General features: G+C 43.0%; 12 protein-coding genes. 6 read left to right on the forward strand and 6 right to left on the reverse strand.

The window, feature by feature from the left end:
* Nucleotides 1-58: 58 nt before the first annotated feature.
* Nucleotides 59-2,263 (forward strand): alpha-N-acetylglucosaminidase, encoded by a 2,205-nt coding sequence (locus OQY15_RS18355; protein ID WP_265793382.1) that lies wholly within the window; start codon nt 59-61, stop codon nt 2,261-2,263.
* Here OQY15_RS18355 and OQY15_RS18360 read toward each other — a convergent pair.
* The 4 genes from OQY15_RS18360 to OQY15_RS18375 form a co-directional block, all read right to left on the reverse strand.
* Nucleotides 2,257-4,326, reverse strand: coding sequence for a glycoside hydrolase domain-containing protein (locus OQY15_RS18360; protein ID WP_265793384.1), 2,070 nt, complete (start codon nt 4,324-4,326; stop codon nt 2,257-2,259). The two genes, OQY15_RS18355 and OQY15_RS18360, sit on opposite strands and share 7 nt — an antisense overlap.
* Nucleotides 4,327-4,425: 99 nt before the next feature.
* Complete coding sequence (locus OQY15_RS18365) at nt 4,426-5,949, reverse strand: RagB/SusD family nutrient uptake outer membrane protein (protein ID WP_265793386.1); 1,524 nt, start codon at nt 5,947-5,949, stop codon at nt 4,426-4,428.
* An 86-nt stretch (nt 5,950-6,035) separates the two neighbouring features.
* Nucleotides 6,036-9,599, reverse strand: coding sequence for a TonB-dependent receptor (locus OQY15_RS18370; protein ID WP_265793387.1), 3,564 nt, complete (start codon nt 9,597-9,599; stop codon nt 6,036-6,038).
* Between the two features lie 38 nt (nt 9,600-9,637).
* Nucleotides 9,638-10,597 (reverse strand): FecR domain-containing protein, encoded by a 960-nt coding sequence (locus tag OQY15_RS18375; protein ID WP_265793388.1) that lies wholly within the window; start codon nt 10,595-10,597, stop codon nt 9,638-9,640.
* Between the two features lie 186 nt (nt 10,598-10,783).
* Between OQY15_RS18375 and OQY15_RS18380 the strand changes: the two genes are divergently transcribed.
* A complete protein-coding gene (locus OQY15_RS18380) occupies nt 10,784-11,692 on the forward strand; it encodes a class I SAM-dependent methyltransferase (protein ID WP_265793390.1) in 909 nt (302 codons plus the stop codon).
* A gap of 6 nt (nt 11,693-11,698) precedes the next feature.
* A complete protein-coding gene (locus OQY15_RS18385; protein WP_265793391.1) occupies nt 11,699-13,003 on the forward strand; it encodes a M28 family peptidase in 1,305 nt (434 codons plus the stop codon).
* An 11-nt stretch (nt 13,004-13,014) separates the two neighbouring features.
* On the opposite strand, the gene OQY15_RS18390 is transcribed toward OQY15_RS18385, so the two are convergent.
* Together OQY15_RS18390 and OQY15_RS18395 are read right to left on the reverse strand one after the other, a co-directional pair.
* A complete protein-coding gene (locus OQY15_RS18390; protein ID WP_265793395.1) occupies nt 13,015-13,557 on the reverse strand; it encodes an RNA polymerase sigma-70 factor in 543 nt (180 codons plus the stop codon).
* A gap of 111 nt (nt 13,558-13,668) precedes the next feature.
* On the reverse strand, nt 13,669-15,000 hold the full coding sequence (locus tag OQY15_RS18395; RefSeq protein WP_265793397.1) for a YdcF family protein: 1,332 nt from the start codon (nt 14,998-15,000) through the stop codon (nt 13,669-13,671).
* 319 nt (nt 15,001-15,319) lie between these two features.
* On the opposite strand from OQY15_RS18395, the gene OQY15_RS18400 reads away from it, so the two are divergent.
* The 3 genes from OQY15_RS18400 to OQY15_RS18410 all read left to right on the forward strand — a co-directional run bounded on the left by OQY15_RS18400 (nt 15,320) and on the right by OQY15_RS18410 (nt 21,510).
* Nucleotides 15,320-16,504 (forward strand): ROK family transcriptional regulator, encoded by a 1,185-nt coding sequence (locus OQY15_RS18400; protein WP_265793398.1) that lies wholly within the window; start codon nt 15,320-15,322, stop codon nt 16,502-16,504.
* Nucleotides 16,505-16,575: 71 nt separating this feature from the next.
* Entirely contained in the window at nt 16,576-19,908 is a 3,333-nt protein-coding gene (locus OQY15_RS18405; RefSeq protein WP_265793399.1) for a SusC/RagA family TonB-linked outer membrane protein, read from the forward strand.
* A gap of 24 nt (nt 19,909-19,932) precedes the next feature.
* On the forward strand, nt 19,933-21,510 hold the full coding sequence (locus OQY15_RS18410) for a SusD/RagB family nutrient-binding outer membrane lipoprotein (RefSeq protein ID WP_265793400.1): 1,578 nt from the start codon (nt 19,933-19,935) through the stop codon (nt 21,508-21,510).
* Nucleotides 21,511-21,515: the final 5 nt, after the last annotated feature.

The following is a 21,515-nucleotide window of genomic DNA, read 5'->3' on the forward strand; positions in this document are numbered from 1 at the left end:
TCATGACTGAAATTCATGGATTCTAATTCATAAATTGCTTTGCATAACAATCGCTCATATGATCCAAAAGAAATGTATTCTGTTCATTTTGCTCCTGCTTTCTGCGGGAACATATGCCCAGGTAAAAGTCACGGATGCCGCATCGGCACTCATTAAACGTGTAGTTCCAAATCATTCCAGCCAGTTTATACTGGAAGAGATCTCCGCACCTGAAAGTGCAAAAGACCGCTTTGAAATTGAAAGCCGGAAAGGTAAAATCGTACTTCGCGCGGCTAATGGTACTGCCTTTGCTTCGGCGCTGTATTTTTACCTTACAGAATATGCACACTGTCAGATCACCTGGAACGGCACCAACTTAAACCTTCCGAAGGTGCTGCCTGTACTGAAAGAAAAAGTAAGCAGAAACAGCCCGTACGACTACCGCTATTACCTGAACTATTGCACGTTCAGCTACAGCATGAGCTGGTGGGACTGGGAACGCTGGGAAAAGGAGATCGACTGGATGGCGATGCATGGCATCAATATGCCGCTGGCCATCACGGGTCAGGAATACACCTGGTACCACGTCTATAAGGATATGGGCTTCTCCGATAAAGATATGTCGGAGTTTTTCAGTGGCCCTGCGTTTTTTGGCTGGTTCTACATGGGTAACCTTGATGCCTGGGGCGGACCGCTGCCAATGAGCTGGATCAATAACCACAAAGACCTGCAGCTAAAGATTGTACAGCGTGAGCGCGAACTTGGTATGAAACCTGTTCTGCCCGCTTTTACCGGACACGTACCTGCAGCATTTAAAAAGAAATACCCTGCCGCAAAGCTGAAAACAGCAAACTGGACAAACGGATTTGCGGATACCTATATCCTTGATGCGGATGACCCTATGTATGCTGAAGTAGGACGTAAATTCCTGCAGAAACAAACAGAAGTTTATGGTACTGACCATCTGTACTCGGCAGACACTTTTAATGAGAATGAGCCACCGACAGATGATCCTGCATACCTAACAAAACTGGGAAAAGGTATTTACGAAAACATGAAACAGGTAGACACTGCTGCCACATGGATCATGCAGGGCTGGTTGTTCTATAGCGACAAAAAATTCTGGAAACAGCCACAGATCGAAGCATTGCTGAAAGATGTGCCAAATGATAAAATGATTATCCTGGATCTGGCTACAGAGATTGAACCGGTTTGGAAAACCACCAATGCTTTCCATGGCAAACAATGGATCTGGAATATGCTGCACAATTTCGGAGGGAACTTAAGTATTTTCGGCAGGATAGATGGCGTAGCCAACAATCCCGCCCTGGCACTGAAAGATCCTAAATCCGGAAACCTGAGAGGTATAGGACTTACAATGGAAGCTATTGAGCAGACGCCAATATTGTACGAACTGATGACCAGCCATACCTGGCGGGATACTCCTATCGATCTGAAAGAATGGATGCCTTTTTACCTGCGTAACCGTTACGGTCAGCCCAATGCCAAAGCAAATGCAGCCTGGGATATTGTGAGTAAAACAGCATTTAATGGCAAAACTATACGTGACGGGGCGGAGTCAATCATCGTGGGGCGCCCGACTTTAGATTCAACAACAGTATGGACAAGAACGAAGTTAAACTACAAGGCACAAGACCTGCTCCCGGCCTGGAAGCTTATGGTTGAAGCAAGTGACGCGGTAAAAAACAGCGATGGTTTCCAATATGACTTAATTGATATTTCGAGACAGGTCCTGGCAAACTATGCTGCACCTTTACAGCGCACATGGGTAAAAGCTTACCGCGACAAAGACCTAAAAGCTTTCAGGAGTTCTTCCAAAGCTTATCTTACGCTGATCAGCGATATGGATACTTTACTGGCCACACGAAAAGACTTTTTGTTAGGTCCATGGATTGCCGATGCCAGAAAATGGGGAACTACGGCGCAGGAGAAAGCATTGTATGAAATGAATGCGCGGGATCTGGTGACGCTTTGGGGCGACAAGGAGAGTCCGCTTCATGAGTATTCTAACCGTCAGTGGAGTGGCCTGCTCAATGATTTTTACCGCGTTCGCTGGCAGAAGTATTTTGCCATGCTGGATAAGGCGCTGGTTGATGGTAAGGAGCCTGATTTTGATGGGTTCACCGCACAGATCAAAGACTGGGAATGGAATTGGGTGAATACACAGAAACCTTATCCCGTTAAAGCTACCGGTGATCCTGTGAGCGTAGCCAGAAAGTATTTCAAAAATTATAATTCAACGATTACAAAGAGCTATCAATAGCTTTTCGTAATCGTCATATCAGATATCCAGCGGCTCTCTATACCTACTTTAACAGGCTGATCCGAGGCTGTTATTTTCAGTTCCCCGCCTTTCATAATTTCCTCATGTGTGATCCAGGTTCTGTCGAGCACCTTACCATTGAGGGTAACCTTTGCGATATACGGGTGCTGGTCGCTGTAGTTTTCAGTAACGATATGAAACGCTTTCCCCTTCGGCCATTGAAAGGTAACCGTTGGAAACAGGGGCACATTCAGGTAATAGACCGGTGATCCCACACAGGCCGGAGAAAAACCGACAGCAGCAAACACAAACCAGGCTGAGTTGGCACCGGCATCATCATCCATAGTGCGGATAAATGCATCCGGCTGGTTTTTATAAATCCTGTCGATAAATGGGTCTATACCCCTGCTGTTATCGTTAAAATAATACTGAACGACCGTATCTACCGCCAGTTTATGCACAAGAGCCTGTGATTTATGAGGTTCTGTAGAAGCATTGTACATATATGGCGCCTGGATATCTGGCTCGTTTGCATGGTTATATTGATCGTTATCAAAGAAATGATCCAGCTGTTTGATATAGGCGGCATCCCCTCCCATCAGTTCAATCAGGCCTTTCAGATCGAAGGGCGCAAACCAGCGGTATTGCAGGATTGTTCCCTGGTACAACCCCCTGGCAGAAACCTGATCAACATCCCTTTTGGTCAGGTCTTCAAAATCTTTTTTCCAGTATGTTTTGTACTCCGCAGCCTTCTTCAGGTATTTCGCACTCAGCTCATCCTTTTTTAAAACCTTCAGAATCTGCGACATCGCCCAGGCGTCATAACTGGATTCCAGCGCTTTGTCGGGGTGACTGTAATCCAGGCGGTCCACATCTTTCAGCAATGAATCACAGATACCTGCTAAATCTACTTTAAAACCTTTGCGGTAAGCATCCAGCAGGACGACGATGGCGTGTTCAGTTCTGACTGTATTTGAAGGCTCGTGCTGTGTGGCATAATCTTTTTTACCAAAGGCGTACAGATTAGCAATGGAAGCCGTAATTCCGCTGTACTTTTCCGGGGTTGCAATTGCCAGCAGGGGCAGCTGTGTACGGTAATTATCCCATATTGCCCAGCCATTATACATCGGTTGTTTAGCATGTTGCAGACTGCCATCTGTGGCACGGTAAGAACCATCTTTCTCTGAAATGACGTAGGGCGACTGCATTGTGCGGTATAACAGGGAATAGAACAGCTTTTCACGTTCTGCATCCCCTTTCACATTGATACGGCCTAAAACCTCATCCCAACCCTTTATACTTGCAGTTTTCATCTGCGTAAAAGCTCTGCTGTCTGCCGCTGATTTTGCATGCGCAACATCTACAGAAGAAAAAGATACACGGATTTCTGCACTATTGTCTGAGGGGCTTAATGTCGCCGTCAGTTTATGATTGGCACTGTCAGCCCATTTCACAGGCTTATCGATAGTGATGTAATAATAGATCTTGTAAGTACCCACATTACAGGTAGTTTTTGCTTCCACAAAACCACTGATGCTTTGCCCCTCCACTTCATGTTCTTCACTCACAAACTGGTTGGCCAGGGTATGTTTGAGGTCGATATAAAAGCCTTTCTCGCCTGCCGGGAAATCATAATGTTCCAGACCTTGTTTCTCCACTACCGTAAATGCTGCTCTGATCTTGTTGGAGAAAGCAACTTCGTAATTACCCGGAGATGCAGACTCCGATGTTTTGATCAGCGCAGACGCTGCAGGATTTGTACCCAGGTACGGTTTGATCAGGATATTGCCGCCACTGCCCTGGCAGCCTACACCTTCGAAACGGTTATGTGTAAAACCAAGAAAGACTTTTGCTTTATGCTCATATCCTGCATGCAGCTTGGGATAGGTCTGCGGACCGATACTCAGCATACTGAAAGGATAAGTAGCGGCAGGTGTCATTTGGCCATGATCACCGGAAGAGCCCAGGAAAACGTTTACCTGCCCTGATGGCGAGGTCTGACTGTTGCTTTGGGCGGATGAGAATAGCGGCAAAAGTAACAGTGCAAGAAAAGAATACTTCATGATATGGGAAATAATGGAAATTTTGGGTGGAAATTAAACAATAAATGGAGAAGAAAGCAGGTTTCTTCTCCATTTGGAGTGTATTGAAGTGGTTACAGCTTAATACCCCGGGTTCTGATACATTTTTTCAGGATTCAGTTTGTACTCATCAAACGGAATCGGGAAGAACCGGTCCTTTGTGGTAAAGTTTGTTAAACGCGCATTTCCAAAATTGCTTTGTGATTTGGCACGGAAGTAGGCAACCAATTCAGTCGTATTAAAAGTTCTCAGCAAATCGAACCATCTCTTGTGCTCAAAAGCAAGTTCTACCCTTCTTTCATGAAGGATGGCCAGTTTAAGTGAAGGATATTTTACACTATATGCAGGTGTTTGACGTGCAACAGCATATAAAGGCATTTGCGCCCTGGCACGAACCATATCCAGATACTGGATAGCTACAACATCGTTACCCTGAGCAGCATTCACTTCAGCCAAAAGCAAGATAATGTCTGCAAAACGCATGATAGGCGTATCATTACCTCCCCAGCCGTTTACTCCAGCTAGATCAGTTCTATCGCGATACTTAGTAACGAAATAGTCTTGTATCTGCGCATTGGTCGCAAATTTTACAGAGTAGGCCATACGCAAGTCGTTCGGTTCATAATCCTGGATCAGATCAGGTGTCACGTTTCCACCCACACCGAGACCAATCTTTAAGGAGTTGATCGTTTCTCCCAAAGGCTGATTGTCGGCAGCAATGTTTGAACGGTAAGTAGTATTACCGGCGATGTTCACGATAGAAAAAATCATCTCAGGGTTGGTCCCTTTCTTGGTCACATCAAACACATCTGCATAAGGCACACTGCTCAAAGTGGTAAAAGGACGCATATTGAAGGCAGCAGTAAGGTACGTGTTCGCATTTGTCAGATTTTCTGATTTATTAGCGTCAAAAGTAGAAGCCATAGTCAGGTATACCTGTCCCAATAAGCCATTGATGGCAGCCTTCGAAGTTCTGCCTGCGTTTCCTGTAGGTTGCAGGTTTGGCAAATTACTGTTCAGCGCATCTTTAAGATCTGCGACAATCTGTGCGTAAACCGCATCCTGGGGCTGACGATACGTATTGGCAATGATTTCACTGGTTGAAGTCAGGGTGGTTGTTACCAAGGGTACATCGCCCCATTTTCTAACCAGATGGAAGTAGATCAGGGCACGCAGAAACTTTGCCTCAGCCAGATAGCGTTGTTTAGTATCATTGCTGGTAAAAGTTGCCTTATCGATATTGGTAGTGATCGCATTACACTGTGTAATTGTGCCATACAGGCTGGTCCAGTGACGTTTAAGATAGGAGTTACTTGGCAGGATGGAAAAATCTCCGAACTGAAAAGGCTCACCGGCATTAGACTGGTTATCATTGATACCCGTATCATCAGAACGTTGATCAGTGTATAGGCCACTGCCCTCTCCAATGTTATCGCCACTGCGCAAAGTAGCATAGGCGGCATTTACCGCGAGTAATACTGAATTTTCACTGGTAAAGAAATCTTCAACAGTAGTTGCATTAGGGTCGTTTTTTTCTACGTAACTTTTTTTACATGATGACAGCGTAACCAGCACCAGCAAAAACAGGATTGAATATTTTTTCATGTTATTATGCTTTGATAATGCTGAGCAGTCTGCTCCCGGGAAGGCCCGATTAAATTGCTTTTGCTCAGCATTCATATAGATCATTATTAGAAAGTTAATTTGATACCCAGGTTATAAGCTCTTGCTAATGGATAGTTACCATAATCTACACCCGGGGCAAGGTTTGCACTACTGTTTACAGTTTGTCCGGGCGTTAAACCAGATGTAAGACCATAATCAACATCAGGATTATATCCTTTATACTTGGTGATGGTGAATGCATTATCTACAGATGCAAATACGCGGATGTTCTGAAGTTTTAAACGATTAGCCACCTCTTTAGGGAAATTATAACCCACAATGGCATTGGTCATTCTCAGATAAGAACCGCTTTGCAGGTAGAATGACGACAAACGCGTACTGTTACTTTGTGTTCCCGCACGTGAGGCACGATAGTTCAATCCACTTCCTGGTTGTGCCTCAGATCTGTATCTGTCCGCAACCTCCACATATTGGTTACCAGAACCTTCGAAGTTGTACAGGTAATAATCCTGTCCATCCAGCACTTTATTACCATACGATCCGTTAAATGACGCACGGAAATCAAATGACTTATAGCTGGTGTTCAATGCAAATCCGTAAGTGAATTTTGCATAAGGAGTACCAATCACCTGTTTATCAGCATCGTTCACAATGCCATCACCATTCACATCTTCGAAATAAAGATCACCTATTTTGGCAGGGTTGGACGATGAAGCAGACGGAGCTACTTTACCCACATTATCGGCAGTTAATCTGCCCAGAACTTTAAATCCGTAGAACATACCGATAGGTTGTCCCTGTTGCGTAACGTGTGTAATATAGCCACGCTCAGCTCCGTTAGTGAAGATGGTACTGTTGCCGCCTAAATCCAGAACCTTGTTTCTGTTGACGTTAATGTTTCCACTGATGCCAAAGTTGAAATCCTTTGTTTGTACGATACGACCATCCAGTTGCAAGTCAAAACCTTTGTTTTCTACCTTACTGTTATTCAAATTTGTTAATATAGTTGTAGAGCCTGAGATTGCGGAAATTGGCTGTCTGAATAATAAGTCGAATGTTCTACTGATATAATAGTTACCCATGATAGACAAACGGTTTTTCAGGATGGTGATGTCTGTACCAAAGTTAAATTGAGAAGTAGATTCCCAACCCAGTGCACGATCTTTGACCGCACCAACCAATACGCCGGTACCTACCGTACCTGGTGATCCAAATACTACTCCAGACGGTGAGCCTACTGTTTGGATGGCATTGTAATCACCGATGTTATTGTTACCGGTTAATCCCCATGATGCCCTTAACTTCACTGATGATTGCTCACCGAGGAAGTCATTGTACCAATCTTCCTGCGACAGGCTCCATCCAAGTGACACGGAACCAAAAGTTCCCCATTTGTTGTCAGGACCAAATTTAGAAGAAGCATCTCTTCTTAAGGATCCGGAAATGAAATACTTACCATCATAGTTATACATGGCTCTTCCGAATTGAGAAAGCAATGTGGATTCTGTCTTAAATGCATTAGGAATAGTAGTCAGTGCCGGATCTGCACCTCTGTCAGAGATTTCGCCTATGGCATCACTCGTAAACCCTCTTGCCACAATTCTGGTCAGATCTACCTTGAATTCCTGAGCAGAATAACCTGCCAGCAAGTTAAAATCGTGTTTTCCCAGCTTTTTATTGTAGGCTAAGGTAAATTCAGCTAATCTATCAGTTTCAGTTTGATTTTGTGCAATGGCATTTGCCGCCGCTATCGAGGCTGGCGAATAAGGAGGGTTACTTCCACCCGCACTCAGGCTGGTAGGCAAATAATAATCATATTTCTGTTGGAACACCTGCGTTCCCAGGTTAGTCTTAAATTCAAGACCTTCCAGAATATTAAATGCAGCATATGCATTGTACGTATTTCTATAGGATGTTCTCTCAGATTTCGTTTCCGCTACAGAAGCCAATGGATTTTCTATACCCTGGATACCGAATTCATTCGCGAGCGCATTCATTCCGTATTTAATTGGGGCACCATTATCATCTCTCGCAGGCAGGAAAGGTGCGTACAATAAAGCTGCCATCATTGGGCTAAACCTACCCTCAGGTACTTCCTGAGATTTACTTTGCGTCATGGAAATATTGGCACCAATTCTTAATCTTTTGGTCACGTTTGCATCAATGTTAGACCTGAAGTTTATTGCATTTAATGAGGTATGATCTACGATACCATCCTGATCCTGATAACCACCACTTACATAATATTTAATGTTTTCGGCGCCACCTGAAAAAGATAGGTTATGACGTTGGAAGAAAGCATTTCTATACAATTCATCCTGCCAATCGGTATTTGTTGTTGCATCAATTCGTCTTTGGTTGGCAAAATCATAGAACTGCGTTGGTATCCTTACAGAGGAACCATTTCCTACACGTCTTACACGCGTATCATTATCATCAGAGAACATGGAATCGCTCCAGGTTCCACCGGTGTTAACTACAAAATCTTTATAGGCGTTGTTCCGGCCGTCTATCAATAGATCTACAAACTGATTTGCATCTAATAATTTAACTTTTTTACCTAATTGCGTGATACCGCTTTGTACATCATATTGGAAAGTACCTTTACCTTCTTTACCTCTTTTGGTAGTAATGATAACAACACCACCCGCAGCTCTGGATCCATAGATCGCAGATGAAGCCGCATCTTTTAAGATGTCGATAGTTTCAATATCTTCCGGGTTGATGAAAACGTTATTTCCTGCAGGGTATCCATCAATTACATATAATGGATCTGAACCTGCGTTTAAGGATCCTGTTCCGCGGACACGGATCTTAGTGCTGGCATATGGTGCACCACTGGTTTGTGATACCTGTACACCGGCAATTTTACCAACAAGGGCCTGACCTACTGTTGGTGCTGTGAGGTTCATTTCTGAAGCTTTCACACTTCCAATAGATCCCGTAACATCAGATTTACGCACTTTTTGGTAACCAATAGCTACTACCTCTTGTAAAGAGTTGCTGGATTCCTTTAGCTTGACGTTGATCACCTGCTGGCTCCCTATCGTTACTTCAATCCTGTCGTAACCAATATAGTTAAAGCTGAGTGATGAACCTGCAGAAGAAGGAATGGAGTACCGGCCAGAAGCATCAGTTCCTGTTTTTCTGTCGGAGACTTTGTCAACCACCGTTACGCCAGGAAGTGGCACACCGCTCATATCTGTTACGGTACCTGTTATCTGCATTTGCAGGGCAGGCTTCGTTACCTTTACAGGTTGGTTTACTTCCGGGGCAGCTTGTTTAGCTACATTGATCAGTACGTGATTCTGATCAACCTGAGTTACGTTTCCTTTATAATCTTTCAGAAGAGATCTCAGGATTGAATATACAGACTGATCTTTTACAGTCAGGGACACTCTTTTTTTGGTATCGATTACATTGTCATAACCGATAAGGAAATTAGATTTTTGCTCGATTAGTTTGAAAACCTCTTTTAAGGTCAGGTTTTTTGCCGTAAAAGAGACATTGGTGTTGTTCATCGTCTGCGCTTCAGCGGCAAAGCCCTGCAGACTGAACTGGATAAAAAAGATGGACGCCAGTAATAGTTTAGCGCATCGGGAAAAAGGAATCAGATAAAATTTTCGCATTTTTTTGATTTGAGATTACGGGGATTTTAAAATTGTTTTTAAGGATTAATCAATACTTTTCTTCCGTTCATGGTATAGGTCATGCCACTGAGGGCCGACAATACGTTGAGGACCTTATCAGGCCGTTCGTTATAAAAACTGAGCGTGTATCTTTTGCCATCGTGGCTGCCGGGACGGAGGGTGACATCGAGGTTATACCAGCGGCTCAGCATTCTGGCAATTTCTTCATAAGAAGCATTGTCAAAATTGAGGTGGTTGGTACGCCAGGCACTGATGGAGTCTACATTGACACGGGTTACGCGATGGCTGTCTTTCAGCTTGTCATAAACCAGGGCCTGATTATGTGTGAGTGCTTTTGCATATGTTTTAAGGCCATTACCCGGCTTCTCTACTTTAACCTTGCCTGTGGCTACGCTTACTTTTACCTGCTCGTCTTCAGGATAAGCCTTGATATCAAAGGATGTACCCAATACGGTAGTCTGCAGCTTTCCGGAATGGATAATAAAAGGTTTGCTGGCATCGTGGTGCACCTCGAAAAAAGCTTCGCCACTTAGTTTAACTTCTCTCGTTGTTTTGTCGAAACGGGAGGAGATGAACACGCTGGAACCAGAGTTGAGAAATACTGTAGTACCGTCTTTGAGCGTTACCTCTTTCTTTTCACCTTTGAGCGACCTGATTTCAGTAAAGGTTTCCGGGAGAATTGTTTTTTTGCTGAACTTGTTCCTGATGAACAGGCCCGAGCCCAGCAGCGCGAGAAACATGGCAGCCACCTGCATCCAGCGGAAGTTCAGCCTGCGGGCAGGTACAGGCTCATCAGCGAGCATTGCCGAGATCCTGGCATCAAGATCTTCGAACACTGAAGCCTCTTCATTGCGGCTCAGCATCCTGCCTTTCTGTCCGTAGTGGCTTTCGAACCAGGTTTCTACCAGCCTGCGTTCTTCTGCAGTTGCGGTATTTTCCTGGTAACGCTTAAATAATGATTTGATATGATCGTCCAAAACTGTGCTTTATTAGAGCTCGCGCTCAAAGCCAGAATGTCCTTTAAGAAATTGTTAAGTTTAGATTAGGTTTTTGTGCAGAATGAAAATTATCTTGCTAAGATTTCAAAACCAGATGCGTTCATGGACCAGGATATTGAAGTTTAATTAAATATAATACATTTGTCTAGTTAAATTTTAGAGATAATGTTTGAAGAAAAAAGCTACATTGAACATACAAATTGGTACAATAAACATTTTCCTACCGAGGAATCTAAAATAACTTACTTTCAAAAATTCAAGTCTACTGAACAGAACACCATCAATAACTGGTTGCAAAAAATACTGTTCTCCTGCATTGATCCCCTGCTAACAATTCCGGGATTGAGCTGGCTTACAGTGGGTGACGCTTACGGACTGGATGCACATTATATTCAAAAGCACAGTTCAGGCCATACTATTCACGCCAGTGATTTGAATAGCGATTTTCTTCAGGTAGCCAATAAAGAAGGTTTTGTTTCCAGTTTTTCTGCTGAAAATGCTGAGAAGCTGTCTTTTGAGAACAATACCTTTGATTATGTTTTATGCAAAGAATCCTACCACCACTTCCCCCGGCCGTATATGGCCGTGTATGAGATGTTACGTGTGGCGAAAAAAGGCGTAGTGATTATTGAACCACAGGATCCAATCACAAAAATGCCCCTCCTGTTGTTTGTAACCAATATACTGGCAGCCATCGGCGATAATCTGGTAGGTAAAGTCTGGAAGAACAGGTTTTCGTATGAGCCTGTAGGAAATTTCGTGTATAAAGTTTCGGAGAGAGAATTTGAAAAACTGGCTGCCGGTATCTATTTACCTTTTGTAGCTTTTAAAAGGATTAATCCTAATTTCTACTTCACAGGTGCAGAAACAGCTATAGCGACAAATGGCAATCCACAGTTCAAAAAAATCAAATTCAGGAAAAAAGTATTTGATACGCTTGTGAAACTTGGAATCATATGTAGTCAGGCTCTTGGAACTATTATCTACAAGGAGATGCCTTCTGCAGAGGAAATTTCGCAACTCGAAGCTTCCGGATTTTATACAGTAAAGATCCCGGCCAATCCATATTTATAAAAAATAATGTTCAATACCCTTTTTAAGCAGGTCACGATAGTTGCGTTTTTGTCCCTCAGCTCTGTGCTCAGTAGCACTGCGCAGGTTGCAGATTATGGACACAAGATGGTTAAAAAACTGGCCTCAGCTAAATATAAAGGCCGCGGCTATGTAAAAGACGGTGCAAAAAAAGCTTCGGTAATGATTGCTGAAGAGTTTGAAAAACATGGCCTGGTTCCCCTTAACAAGGGCTCCTGGTTTCAGGATTTTACGCTGTCCGTAAATACCTTTCCCGCTGCCCTATCTGTTAAGCTGGATCACACAAAGCTTAAACCCGGTGTTGATTACCTGGTCGGCGCTTCCAGTCCTTCGGTAAAAGGAACATTTAAAGTATTGAGAATTACCCGGACACAGCTGCGTAATGCCGGAGCGGCAGCAAAGTTAACACTCAACGCAAAGGATACTTTTCTGTTGCTGGATAACAAAGTGAGGGCTGAGGAGTCTGCAGAAGAAAGGGCACAGATTAAGGAAAACACAGAACGTCTGCAGTACGACGAAAGCCTTTCATTCAAAGGCTTGCTAATATGTACCGATGAAAAGCTGACCTGGACTACAGAAACCTTTCAGAGCATCAGACCGGTGATCATCATCAATAAAAAAGACCTTCGCCCTGAAAATATCCATCAGCTTGAAATCGATGTTGACGCAAAATTAATTGCCGCTTATCAACCACGCAATGTTGTAGGAATGGTAAAGGGAACTGAAGTTCCTGATTCTACGCTGGTGATTACAGCACATTATGACCATTTGGGTATGATGGGTAAAAAGGTGTATTTCCCGGGAGCGAATGACAATGCCAGCGGCACAGCGCTCATGCTGAGCATGGCGAAATATTATGGTAGCCATCCGGGTAAATATACGATGGTATTTATCGCATTTTCGGGTGAAGAGATTGGCTTACTGGGTTCACAGGCCTTTGTTGAGCAGCCACTCATCGATTTGAAGAAGATTAAATTCCTGACCAACTTTGATATGGCCGGAACCGGTGAAGAAGGGATCAGGGTAGTGAATGGGAGTATTTTCAGAAACAGGTTTGACCAACTGGTGCAGCTGAACACGCGTTATCAGCTGTTACCGAAAGTGGATATTCGTGGCGAAGCCTGTAACAGCGACCATTGCCGGTTTTACCAGCGTGGGGTACCCTCTTTCTTTATTTATACGCAGGGAGGAATCAAGGCTTATCACGATGTATATGACAGGGCGAAAACTTTGCCACTAACGGTCTTCGGCAATTACTTTACCTTGATGCAGAAATTTTTCGATCAGATATAATACTGTTGAGATCATTTCAGCAGGAACAGAAATAAGGCAAATATCTCCGGATGGTTCTCCTTCAATATGATCCTTAATCGTTTTAGCGCTTCGGAAATATTATTCCGGACTGTTTTCTCAGAAATATTCAGCAGGTCTGCGATCTCTCCGTTTTTCTTGCCTTCATTTTTACTCAGCTGATAGCACTGGCGGGTAGTTTCAGGCAACCGCTCTACGATAACGTTAATCTGATGATGCAGCTCACGCGCCATGGTATTTTCTTCGGCAGAATGATCAAGCTTATTCAAGCCTTCCAGCAGGATACCTTCGTTTTTCATCTGTATATTTTTTCTCCTGAAAGCAGAGATCACCTGATTACGGGCTACAACGTAGAGGTAAGGCTGCATATCCCGGATGGTATGCAGCGTATCTCTTTTTAGCCATAATTCCATGAAGATTTCCTGAACAACATCTTTAGCATCTTCAAGATCGGGGAGCCTGAGATTTACAATTGCAAAAACACTTTTTTTATGTTCCTGATAGAATTGCTGAAATAAGTCTTTATCCATCATCATAATTGTTCAACCGCACCTTTGCGACCAAAAGTAGGATTATGGTGTATGCATGAGATTATCCCAATGTTAAGAATATGTTAAACAGCACTAATGAAGACAGCAGAACCCCGTTTAGGGGTCCATCGGCTCATCAAAATCGATCTGTAGGGACACTGCCAGCGGATAAAACTCCGCCTCAGTATCTGAGAGTCTTTTACCGTTCTTAAACGGAACATAACCCAGTTCTTTCTCAGATCTTGCAGGTACAACGTCAGTGATGTAGTAGCTCTGATATTTGGAGGTGGAACTGATACAGGGTTTGTCCATCGGGAATCCATATCTGAAGATCAGACGGGCACAGTTGCGAAGATTAGTAGTCGTGTGGCGGGCATGTGGTTCCGCCAGTACAGCGTGCTCAGGAATTTGCAGCACGTCAATCAGGAATTTTTTCATTTCCAGCGCCTCATTGTATTTTGTTTTATAAGGATGCACAGCTCCACCTGAAACCATAATGAATGGGGCAAGGCCCTGCTGATACTGTAAAGCGGCGAGACGGCACCTTAACATTCCCCCGGCACTCAAAGGTGTATCTCTTTCTTCGGGACCCTCTCCCGGAACAAGGATGAGTGTATATTTATACTGTGACCATTTGACTTTTTTTGAATATTCAAAAGCTGCTTTATTCAAGGTTGAAACTGCGGATGCCGAGTTATAGTCCGACTGCTTCACTTGTCTTGCAAAATCCTTTAAAGGTTTATCCCGGACTGGGATCATAGGTTCGTAATCGGCGGCCTGATTACGCTCATTGATTTCCAGGCAATGCAGGGCAAACAGCAACGGAGAGCTAAAAAACAAGAGATCTTTTTTTGCTTCGCTTAACGATACCTGAGCATTCAGGGCTACGAGGTCCGGATAGGCTTTGTCGCGGATATTAAAACTGATAGAGTCTATCAGGGGATAATTCGGTTTTTTCCCGCCGCCGTAAACAGCAATGGTATGGTTAACAGCCTTAGCATCCTGCTCCCAGGCTTTACTTAATAGCTCGCGGGGTTCTGATCCACCATACAGCTGGTAAGTGCCAGATGGAATCAGGTGTTTGCTCACAAGTTTACCCAGTTCATTACTGGTTTGATACAACTCCCCTAACCTACTGCTGACTTGTGCAATTTCAGCTTCAGAGAACTGGGCTGCACGAATATAACAGCCAATATCTTTGCCACATTCTTTTATCGCTTCTGCCAAACGTGCTTCTTTATCCTTCCCGATTTTGGATATTACGGGATCAGTTGATAACATTTTTTTTAAGGCAGGGACTTCAGTAAATAAAGTTAGCAGGTAGTAATTTTTTGACGCAACGTAATTATTGCCGATTACTAATTTATACTGCGGATCCGGAAGTGCTTTCTGCGCAAAGCTGGCGATGCCGGAGAAAGTAATGAACAGGGTTAAGACAAGAGATTTCATGTGTTGTAGTAACAGAGAGTTTGATTACAAAATGCCACTACTCCATCAACGCAAATTTACAATTTTATTGCCCACGGACTTCAAACTTAACAGTATTATGACCTTCATAACCCTAATTTAACATTCAAATTATGCGGTTTGATGAAGAATATTGATGACAATTTCAAATAATTGTAGATAACCAAAATTTTATTAGATCATTAGTATTTATTAATCAGTCACTTATCAAAATATTCATTTCTAAAAAAAATATTTTAAAAATTAATCTAAAAATTTTAAAGTGTGATTTTTCTTTTCTAGATTTAACGAAATATTAACGATGTCGACTCTCACTCTCACATTATCCGATGCACATCTGTCTATTATTAAAGCTATATACTTTAATAAGTTAGCCAGTTCTCTGGAGATCAGCAAGGTCACCGGAGCCAGCATCCCTACGATTACCAAACACATTGAGGAACTGATTGCAGGAGGATATATTGTGGAGATGGGTTTTGCCCAGTCTACCAGCGGCAGAAGACCGGTGGTTTATTCACTTGTGGCCGACAGAAACTGTATTCTTTCGGTGGCGATGGACCAGTTCTATACGCGCATGGTAATTGCCGACCTCAGTGGAAGCTTCGTGACCGAAATCACAGAAACAGAAATTAACCTGAATGATGATCCTGCGGCTCTGGATAAATTAATTTCTGACACCAATACTTTTCTTGAAAAATCTGGCATCCAGCGCAGTAAGATCTTTGCAGCGGGGATTTCTATGCCGGGTTTTGTGGATGTTCAGGATGGCAATAACCGCAGTTTTCTGCATACGGAAAACATATCCCTGCGCGAAAAATTAACGCAGGATTTAGGTTTACCTGTATTTATTGACAATGACTCCAGCGTTATTGCCCTTGCAGAATTGAAGTTTGGTATCGGTAAGACCAACAGCGAGGCGATGGTCATCAACCTGAGCTGGGGTATCGGTCTGGGGATGATCATCAACAGCAAGATTTACCGCGGTTTTAAGGGGTATGCAGGTGAGTTCAGCCATATCCCCATCTTTGATAATGACAAGATCTGCAGCTGTGGCAAAAGGGGATGTCTCGAAACTCAGGCTTCATTAATCACTATTGAAGACAGTGCTCTTGAGGAGATCAACAATGGCACTTTTACCAGTCTTAAAGTTGAAAACGGCAAGGTGGATATCACTGCCGTAATTAACGAAGCTATGAAAGGGGATTCATTATCCATCAAACTTTTATCTTATGCGGGTTATCAGATCGGCCGGGCAATCGCCATTTTGATCCATATATTAAACCCCGAGAAGATCGTATTAAGCGGACGTGCCAGCAGAGCCGGCAAGTTCCTCCTCCCGCCTGTACAGCAGGCTATCAACGACTATAGTATCCCAACAATTACCGAAGGCACTGAAATAATATTATCAAAAATGGGCTTCGATGCCCAGCTGATTGGCTCCGCAGCTTTGGCCGTAGAGCACATCAGTAAAGAGGTTTTTAAATAAAAACAACAATACCCAACCACAATTTTTCCAAAACCAATTAACTAATCAATTTATCTAAACAATTAAAAAGTATGCAAAAATTTTACATGTTTTTGAAGTGCTCAATGGTGCTGATGCTGGTATTTCTGGCAAATGCTGCTTTTGCACAAATCACCGTTACCGGTACGGTAACTGATGATGTTGGTCCACTGCCTAACGTAAGCGTTAGCGTAGTAGGACAAGCTGCCGGTACACAGACCAACGGCAGTGGTAAGTTCTCCATCAGCGTAGCTAAAGGCGCTGTATTAAGATTCAGTGCAGTCGGATTTAAAGCCAGACAGGTAACTGTAGGTGACCAGACTACTATTAACCTTAAAATGGATGAAGACAACAGTGAGCTGAATGAAGTTGTAGTTACAGCTTTTGGTATCAAAAGAGAAGCTAAAGCTTTAGGTTATGCGTCAAGTACTGTTAGCGCGAAAGAACTTACCGAAGCAGGTAATACCAACCTTGCCTCTGCCTTATATGGTAAAGCTGCCGGTGTGAAGATCAATACTTCACCAGGTGGTGCCAGTAGTGCGGTAAACGTTCAGATTCGTGGTATCAACTCGATTAACTACAACTCACAACCGCTATATGTTGTGGATGGGGTTATTCTCAGAAATAACACCAATGGAAGTGGTGCCGGTGGTCCGAACAACGGTGGTTTCTATGATGACCAGAGAATCCGTGGTAATGGTATCCTGGATGTCAATCCTGAGGATATTGAAAGCCTTACTGTGTTGAAAGGTGCCAGTGCAACTGCATTGTATGGCTCTGATGCAACCGCAGGTGTGATTGTAATTACTACTAAAAAAGGAACAAAAGGTAAAGGTCTGGGAATCGATTTCAACTATTATGGAACATTCGAAAACGCAGCTTTTTTACCAGACTATCAGAATGTTTACGGGCAGGGATATGACAGGGAAACCAACCTTTCTGTAGGTGCTTCAGAAGACGGTACTTTCCCGGATTCGGCCTCTCCTGCCGGATGGCGTCCAAACTTCAGGGCATACAATATGTTTGGTCCTAAAATGGAAGGCCAGCAGGTAAGATGGTGGGACGGAACGATCCGCTCCTATTCACCGCAGCCTGATAACTATAAAAACATTTTCCAAACCGGTTACAGCTCTTTAGCAAACGTTTCGATCTCTAACCAGTCTGAGAAACTGGATTACCGTTTGTCGGCTTCACGTTTGGATTACAATGGTATCCAGCGCGAATCAAATCAAAAGAAAAATACTTTTGCGTTAAACAGTACTGTAAAAATCTCTCCAAAGGTAAGTATTGACCTGATTGCGAATTACGTAAACACGATTACGCACAACAGACCTTACCTGACCAACAGGCTTGCAGCTTCTTATGATGGTTTCTTTGGAAGACAGGAAGATACTAACCTGATCCTGGAGAAATTCCAAACATCACAAGGATACAAATGGGTTCCTTTCAATCAAACTAACAGAAACCCTGCAGAAGCTTTTGTTTTCAACGTAAGACCAAACCTTTATGATTATTTCTGGAGTACACAGAAAAATACTTATGATGAGATTGAAAACCGATTGTACACCAGTGCTTCATTAAACTGGGATATTGTAAAAAACCTGAGATTCAGAGGCCGTGTTGGTAATGACTATACAGGTAAAAACATTGAGGACAGACAATACAACGAATACCCGGTAGCCTTCAACCAGGGTGTAAGTACCGGTGCTTACAGCGTTTCAAAAGGTATCTACTCTATTGTGTATGGAGATGCATTGTTAACTTATTCCAACAAAATTGCAAAAGACCTGAGCTTCTCTGCCAGCGGTGGTTTCACTACCAGGAAAGAGCGTTACAACGATCAGTCTTCAGGTACCAGCAATGGTTTGGTAATCGAGAATTTTTTCTCACTGAGTAACTCCACAGGTATTCTGAATACAACTTCTACAAGACAGGAACTTACAAAATATGGTTACTTTGGTATCCTGAACTTCAATTACAAGGATTACTTATTCCTTGAGGGAACGGCACGTCAGGAATTTGCTTCTACACTTCCTGTTGAGAACAATAGTTACTTCTATCCTTCTGTTAACGCTGGATTTGTATGGACTGATGCTTTCAAAACGAGCATGCCATCATTCCTTAGCTATGGTAAACTGAGAGCATCATATGGTGTTGTAGGTAACCCGGCTTCAATCTATTCATCAAACATTCTTTATACCCTCAGATCTTTACAAACTGTGAACGGTTCTGTTCCTCAGTCGCAGCTTAGCGATAAATACGGAAACAGCACACTGAAGCCAGAGAAAAAATATGAGAAAGAGATTGGTATCGAAACCAGAATGTTCAACAACAGATTTGGATTTGATTTAACCTATTATGACAACAGGATCAAAAACATTATTCTTGACCTGACAGTTGCGCCAAGCGTTGGTGCCCGTTCACAAATTGTAAACGTTGGTGAAATTGGCAACAAAGGATGGGAACTTGCCATGAATGGATCGCCATTAACTGGTGCTTTTAAATGGGATGTAAGAGCAAACGTGGCTTTAAACACTACCAGAGCTTATGCTTTGGGTAATGGTATCAATGAAATCGGTGTATACTCTGCAGAAAGCGGAGCGGTAAAGGTTGTAGTTACTCCGAACGAGAAACTGGGAACTATACTTGTAAACCCTTTACAAACGGATGCCAGCGGCAGAAACGTGATCAGTTCTGACGGTTTCCACGTGGTGGACGCTTCACGTTATGTAAAAGCAGGACAGGTACAACCAGGTGTAACAGGAGGTATTGCAAATACATTCGGTTACAAAGCATTCTCACTGAATGTGATGGTAGATTACCGCTTTGGTGGTCAGCTGGTATCATCTCCTCAGAAATATGCTTTGGGAGCAGGTATGTATAAAAGCACGTTAAAATACCGTGATACTGAAAATGGTGGTTTAAGTTATTATGTGAACGCTGCAGGAACAAATGTTCAGCTGGCTTCTAACCAGACTGCCGGTCCAAATGGTGAGAAAGTTTATCATGACGGTTTAATTCTTCCGGGAGTTTATGCAAATGGTCAGCCTAACACTACCATCATTGATGCTGCTTCATATTATGCAAATGAATTTGCTGCATCAGCAACTTCGAACAATCAGGAAGGTGCCATCTATGACAATAGCTTTGTTAAATTAAGGGAAGTTACTTTAGGTTATACGCTGCCGTCTAACTTCTCAAAGAAAATCGGAATGACAAATCTGAGAATTTCCTTAATCGGAAGAAACCTGCTGTATTTCTGGAAAACCCTGAAAAACCTGGATCCTGAAACTATGGTTGGTAGCCAATGGTATAAACAAGGTGTGGATGAAGGATCACTACCGGCAACACGCAGTTATGGATTCTCTATCAACGCCAAGTTTTAATTCACGATCTTAAAAAATATCAAAATGAAAAAAATATTCGCAAACATATTCCTTCTGCTTTTCATTGCAGCTACGTTTAGTGCCTGCAAGAAAACTCTGGAAGAGCAATACAATAATCCTGAGCAGTCGTCAGTACAAAGTATCCCGACTTTCTTCACCGCCCTGTTAAACAATGACCGTGTAAGACCGGCTTACTGGAATGTTCGTACTTTCCTGCTAAGACAAACTGCAGTATATTCACAAACAGCATCCTTTGCCAATGGTAATGATGTATATAAACAGGATGACAGCTACATCAACCAATATTGGAGTGATTTTTATTTTAATGCAGGAAACGGTAGCGGACCGATGGCTCTTTACCGTCAGATGGAAGTGACTTATAAAAACCTGTCTGAGGCTGATCAGGCTAGTCAGAAGGTATTTATGGAGGCAGCAAGAATCCAGCTGATTGACCAGGCTGCGCAATTGGTAGATATGTGGGGTGATATTCCATTTTCTGAAACAGGAAGTCTGGAAACCTCGAGTAGCATTGTTAATCCAAATTATGATGATCAAAAAGCGCTATATGCTTCTTTCATCAGTCAGTTGAATGATGCAGCAACATTCTTTTCTACTGCAACTACCAATGCTTCTTTCACCAAGCAGGATATCCTGCTGGCAGGAAGTACTGATAAATGGAGAAGATATGCCAACTCTTTACGTTTACGTTTATTGATGCGTACGTCATTTGTGGATGAGGCTACTTCCAGAACAGCAGTAACTGCTATGCTCGCAAACAGCACTCAGTATCCTCTTCTGGATGGTGGCAATGTGGCGGCGTACAGCCCTGCAACAAGTGATGTATTGTTAACACCATTAACTACAAATAATGACAACCTGAATAGTGCATTAACCGAGATCAGCAGTTTTTACGCTACAGATTATCTGTTAAACAAGGTGCTGCTTCCTGCGAACGATCCAAGGATTCCGGTGATGTATGATAAATACGGTAAAGTGGTAAACAACGTATTTGTTCAGAACAAAACTTTCAGGGCAATGCCTGTTACCTATACTACAGGACAAACTGATACTGCTTTTACCTCATATTCGATTGTTGACTCTGCAACATTCCTGCAGAACAAAAACCTTCCGGGTATCGTGTTTACAGCTTCAGAAACTAACTTCCTGAAAGCTGAAGCATTTGAAAGATGGGGTGGCGGGAATGCACAGACGGCATATGAAACTGCTGTGAAGCAATCTGTATACTTCTATCATTACCTGCATAGCTTAGGCAGAGGTACTACAGTTACTCCTACGGATGTGACAACCTTCCTTACAGCACCAAGTATAGCCTACGCAGGTTCTTCTACTGAGAAATTGGCGAAGATCTATATCCAGAAATGGGCAAGTTTCAGCTTCCTGCAAAGTAAACAGGCATGGGCAGAATACAGAAGGACCAAGTACCCTGTGCTGACCTTCCCTACTGCCGGTAAACTGAATGGATTTGAAACACCTCCGGCAAGATTATTATATCCTAACTCGGAAATTCTGAACAACAGCAACTACTCAAAAGTAAGAGCTAAAGACACCAGACTGACCAAAATATTCTGGGACGTAAAATAACCAGA

It is taken from the genome of Pedobacter sp. MC2016-15 (genome assembly GCF_026239695.1).
Lineage (GTDB): Bacteria > Bacteroidota > Bacteroidia > Sphingobacteriales > Sphingobacteriaceae > Pedobacter.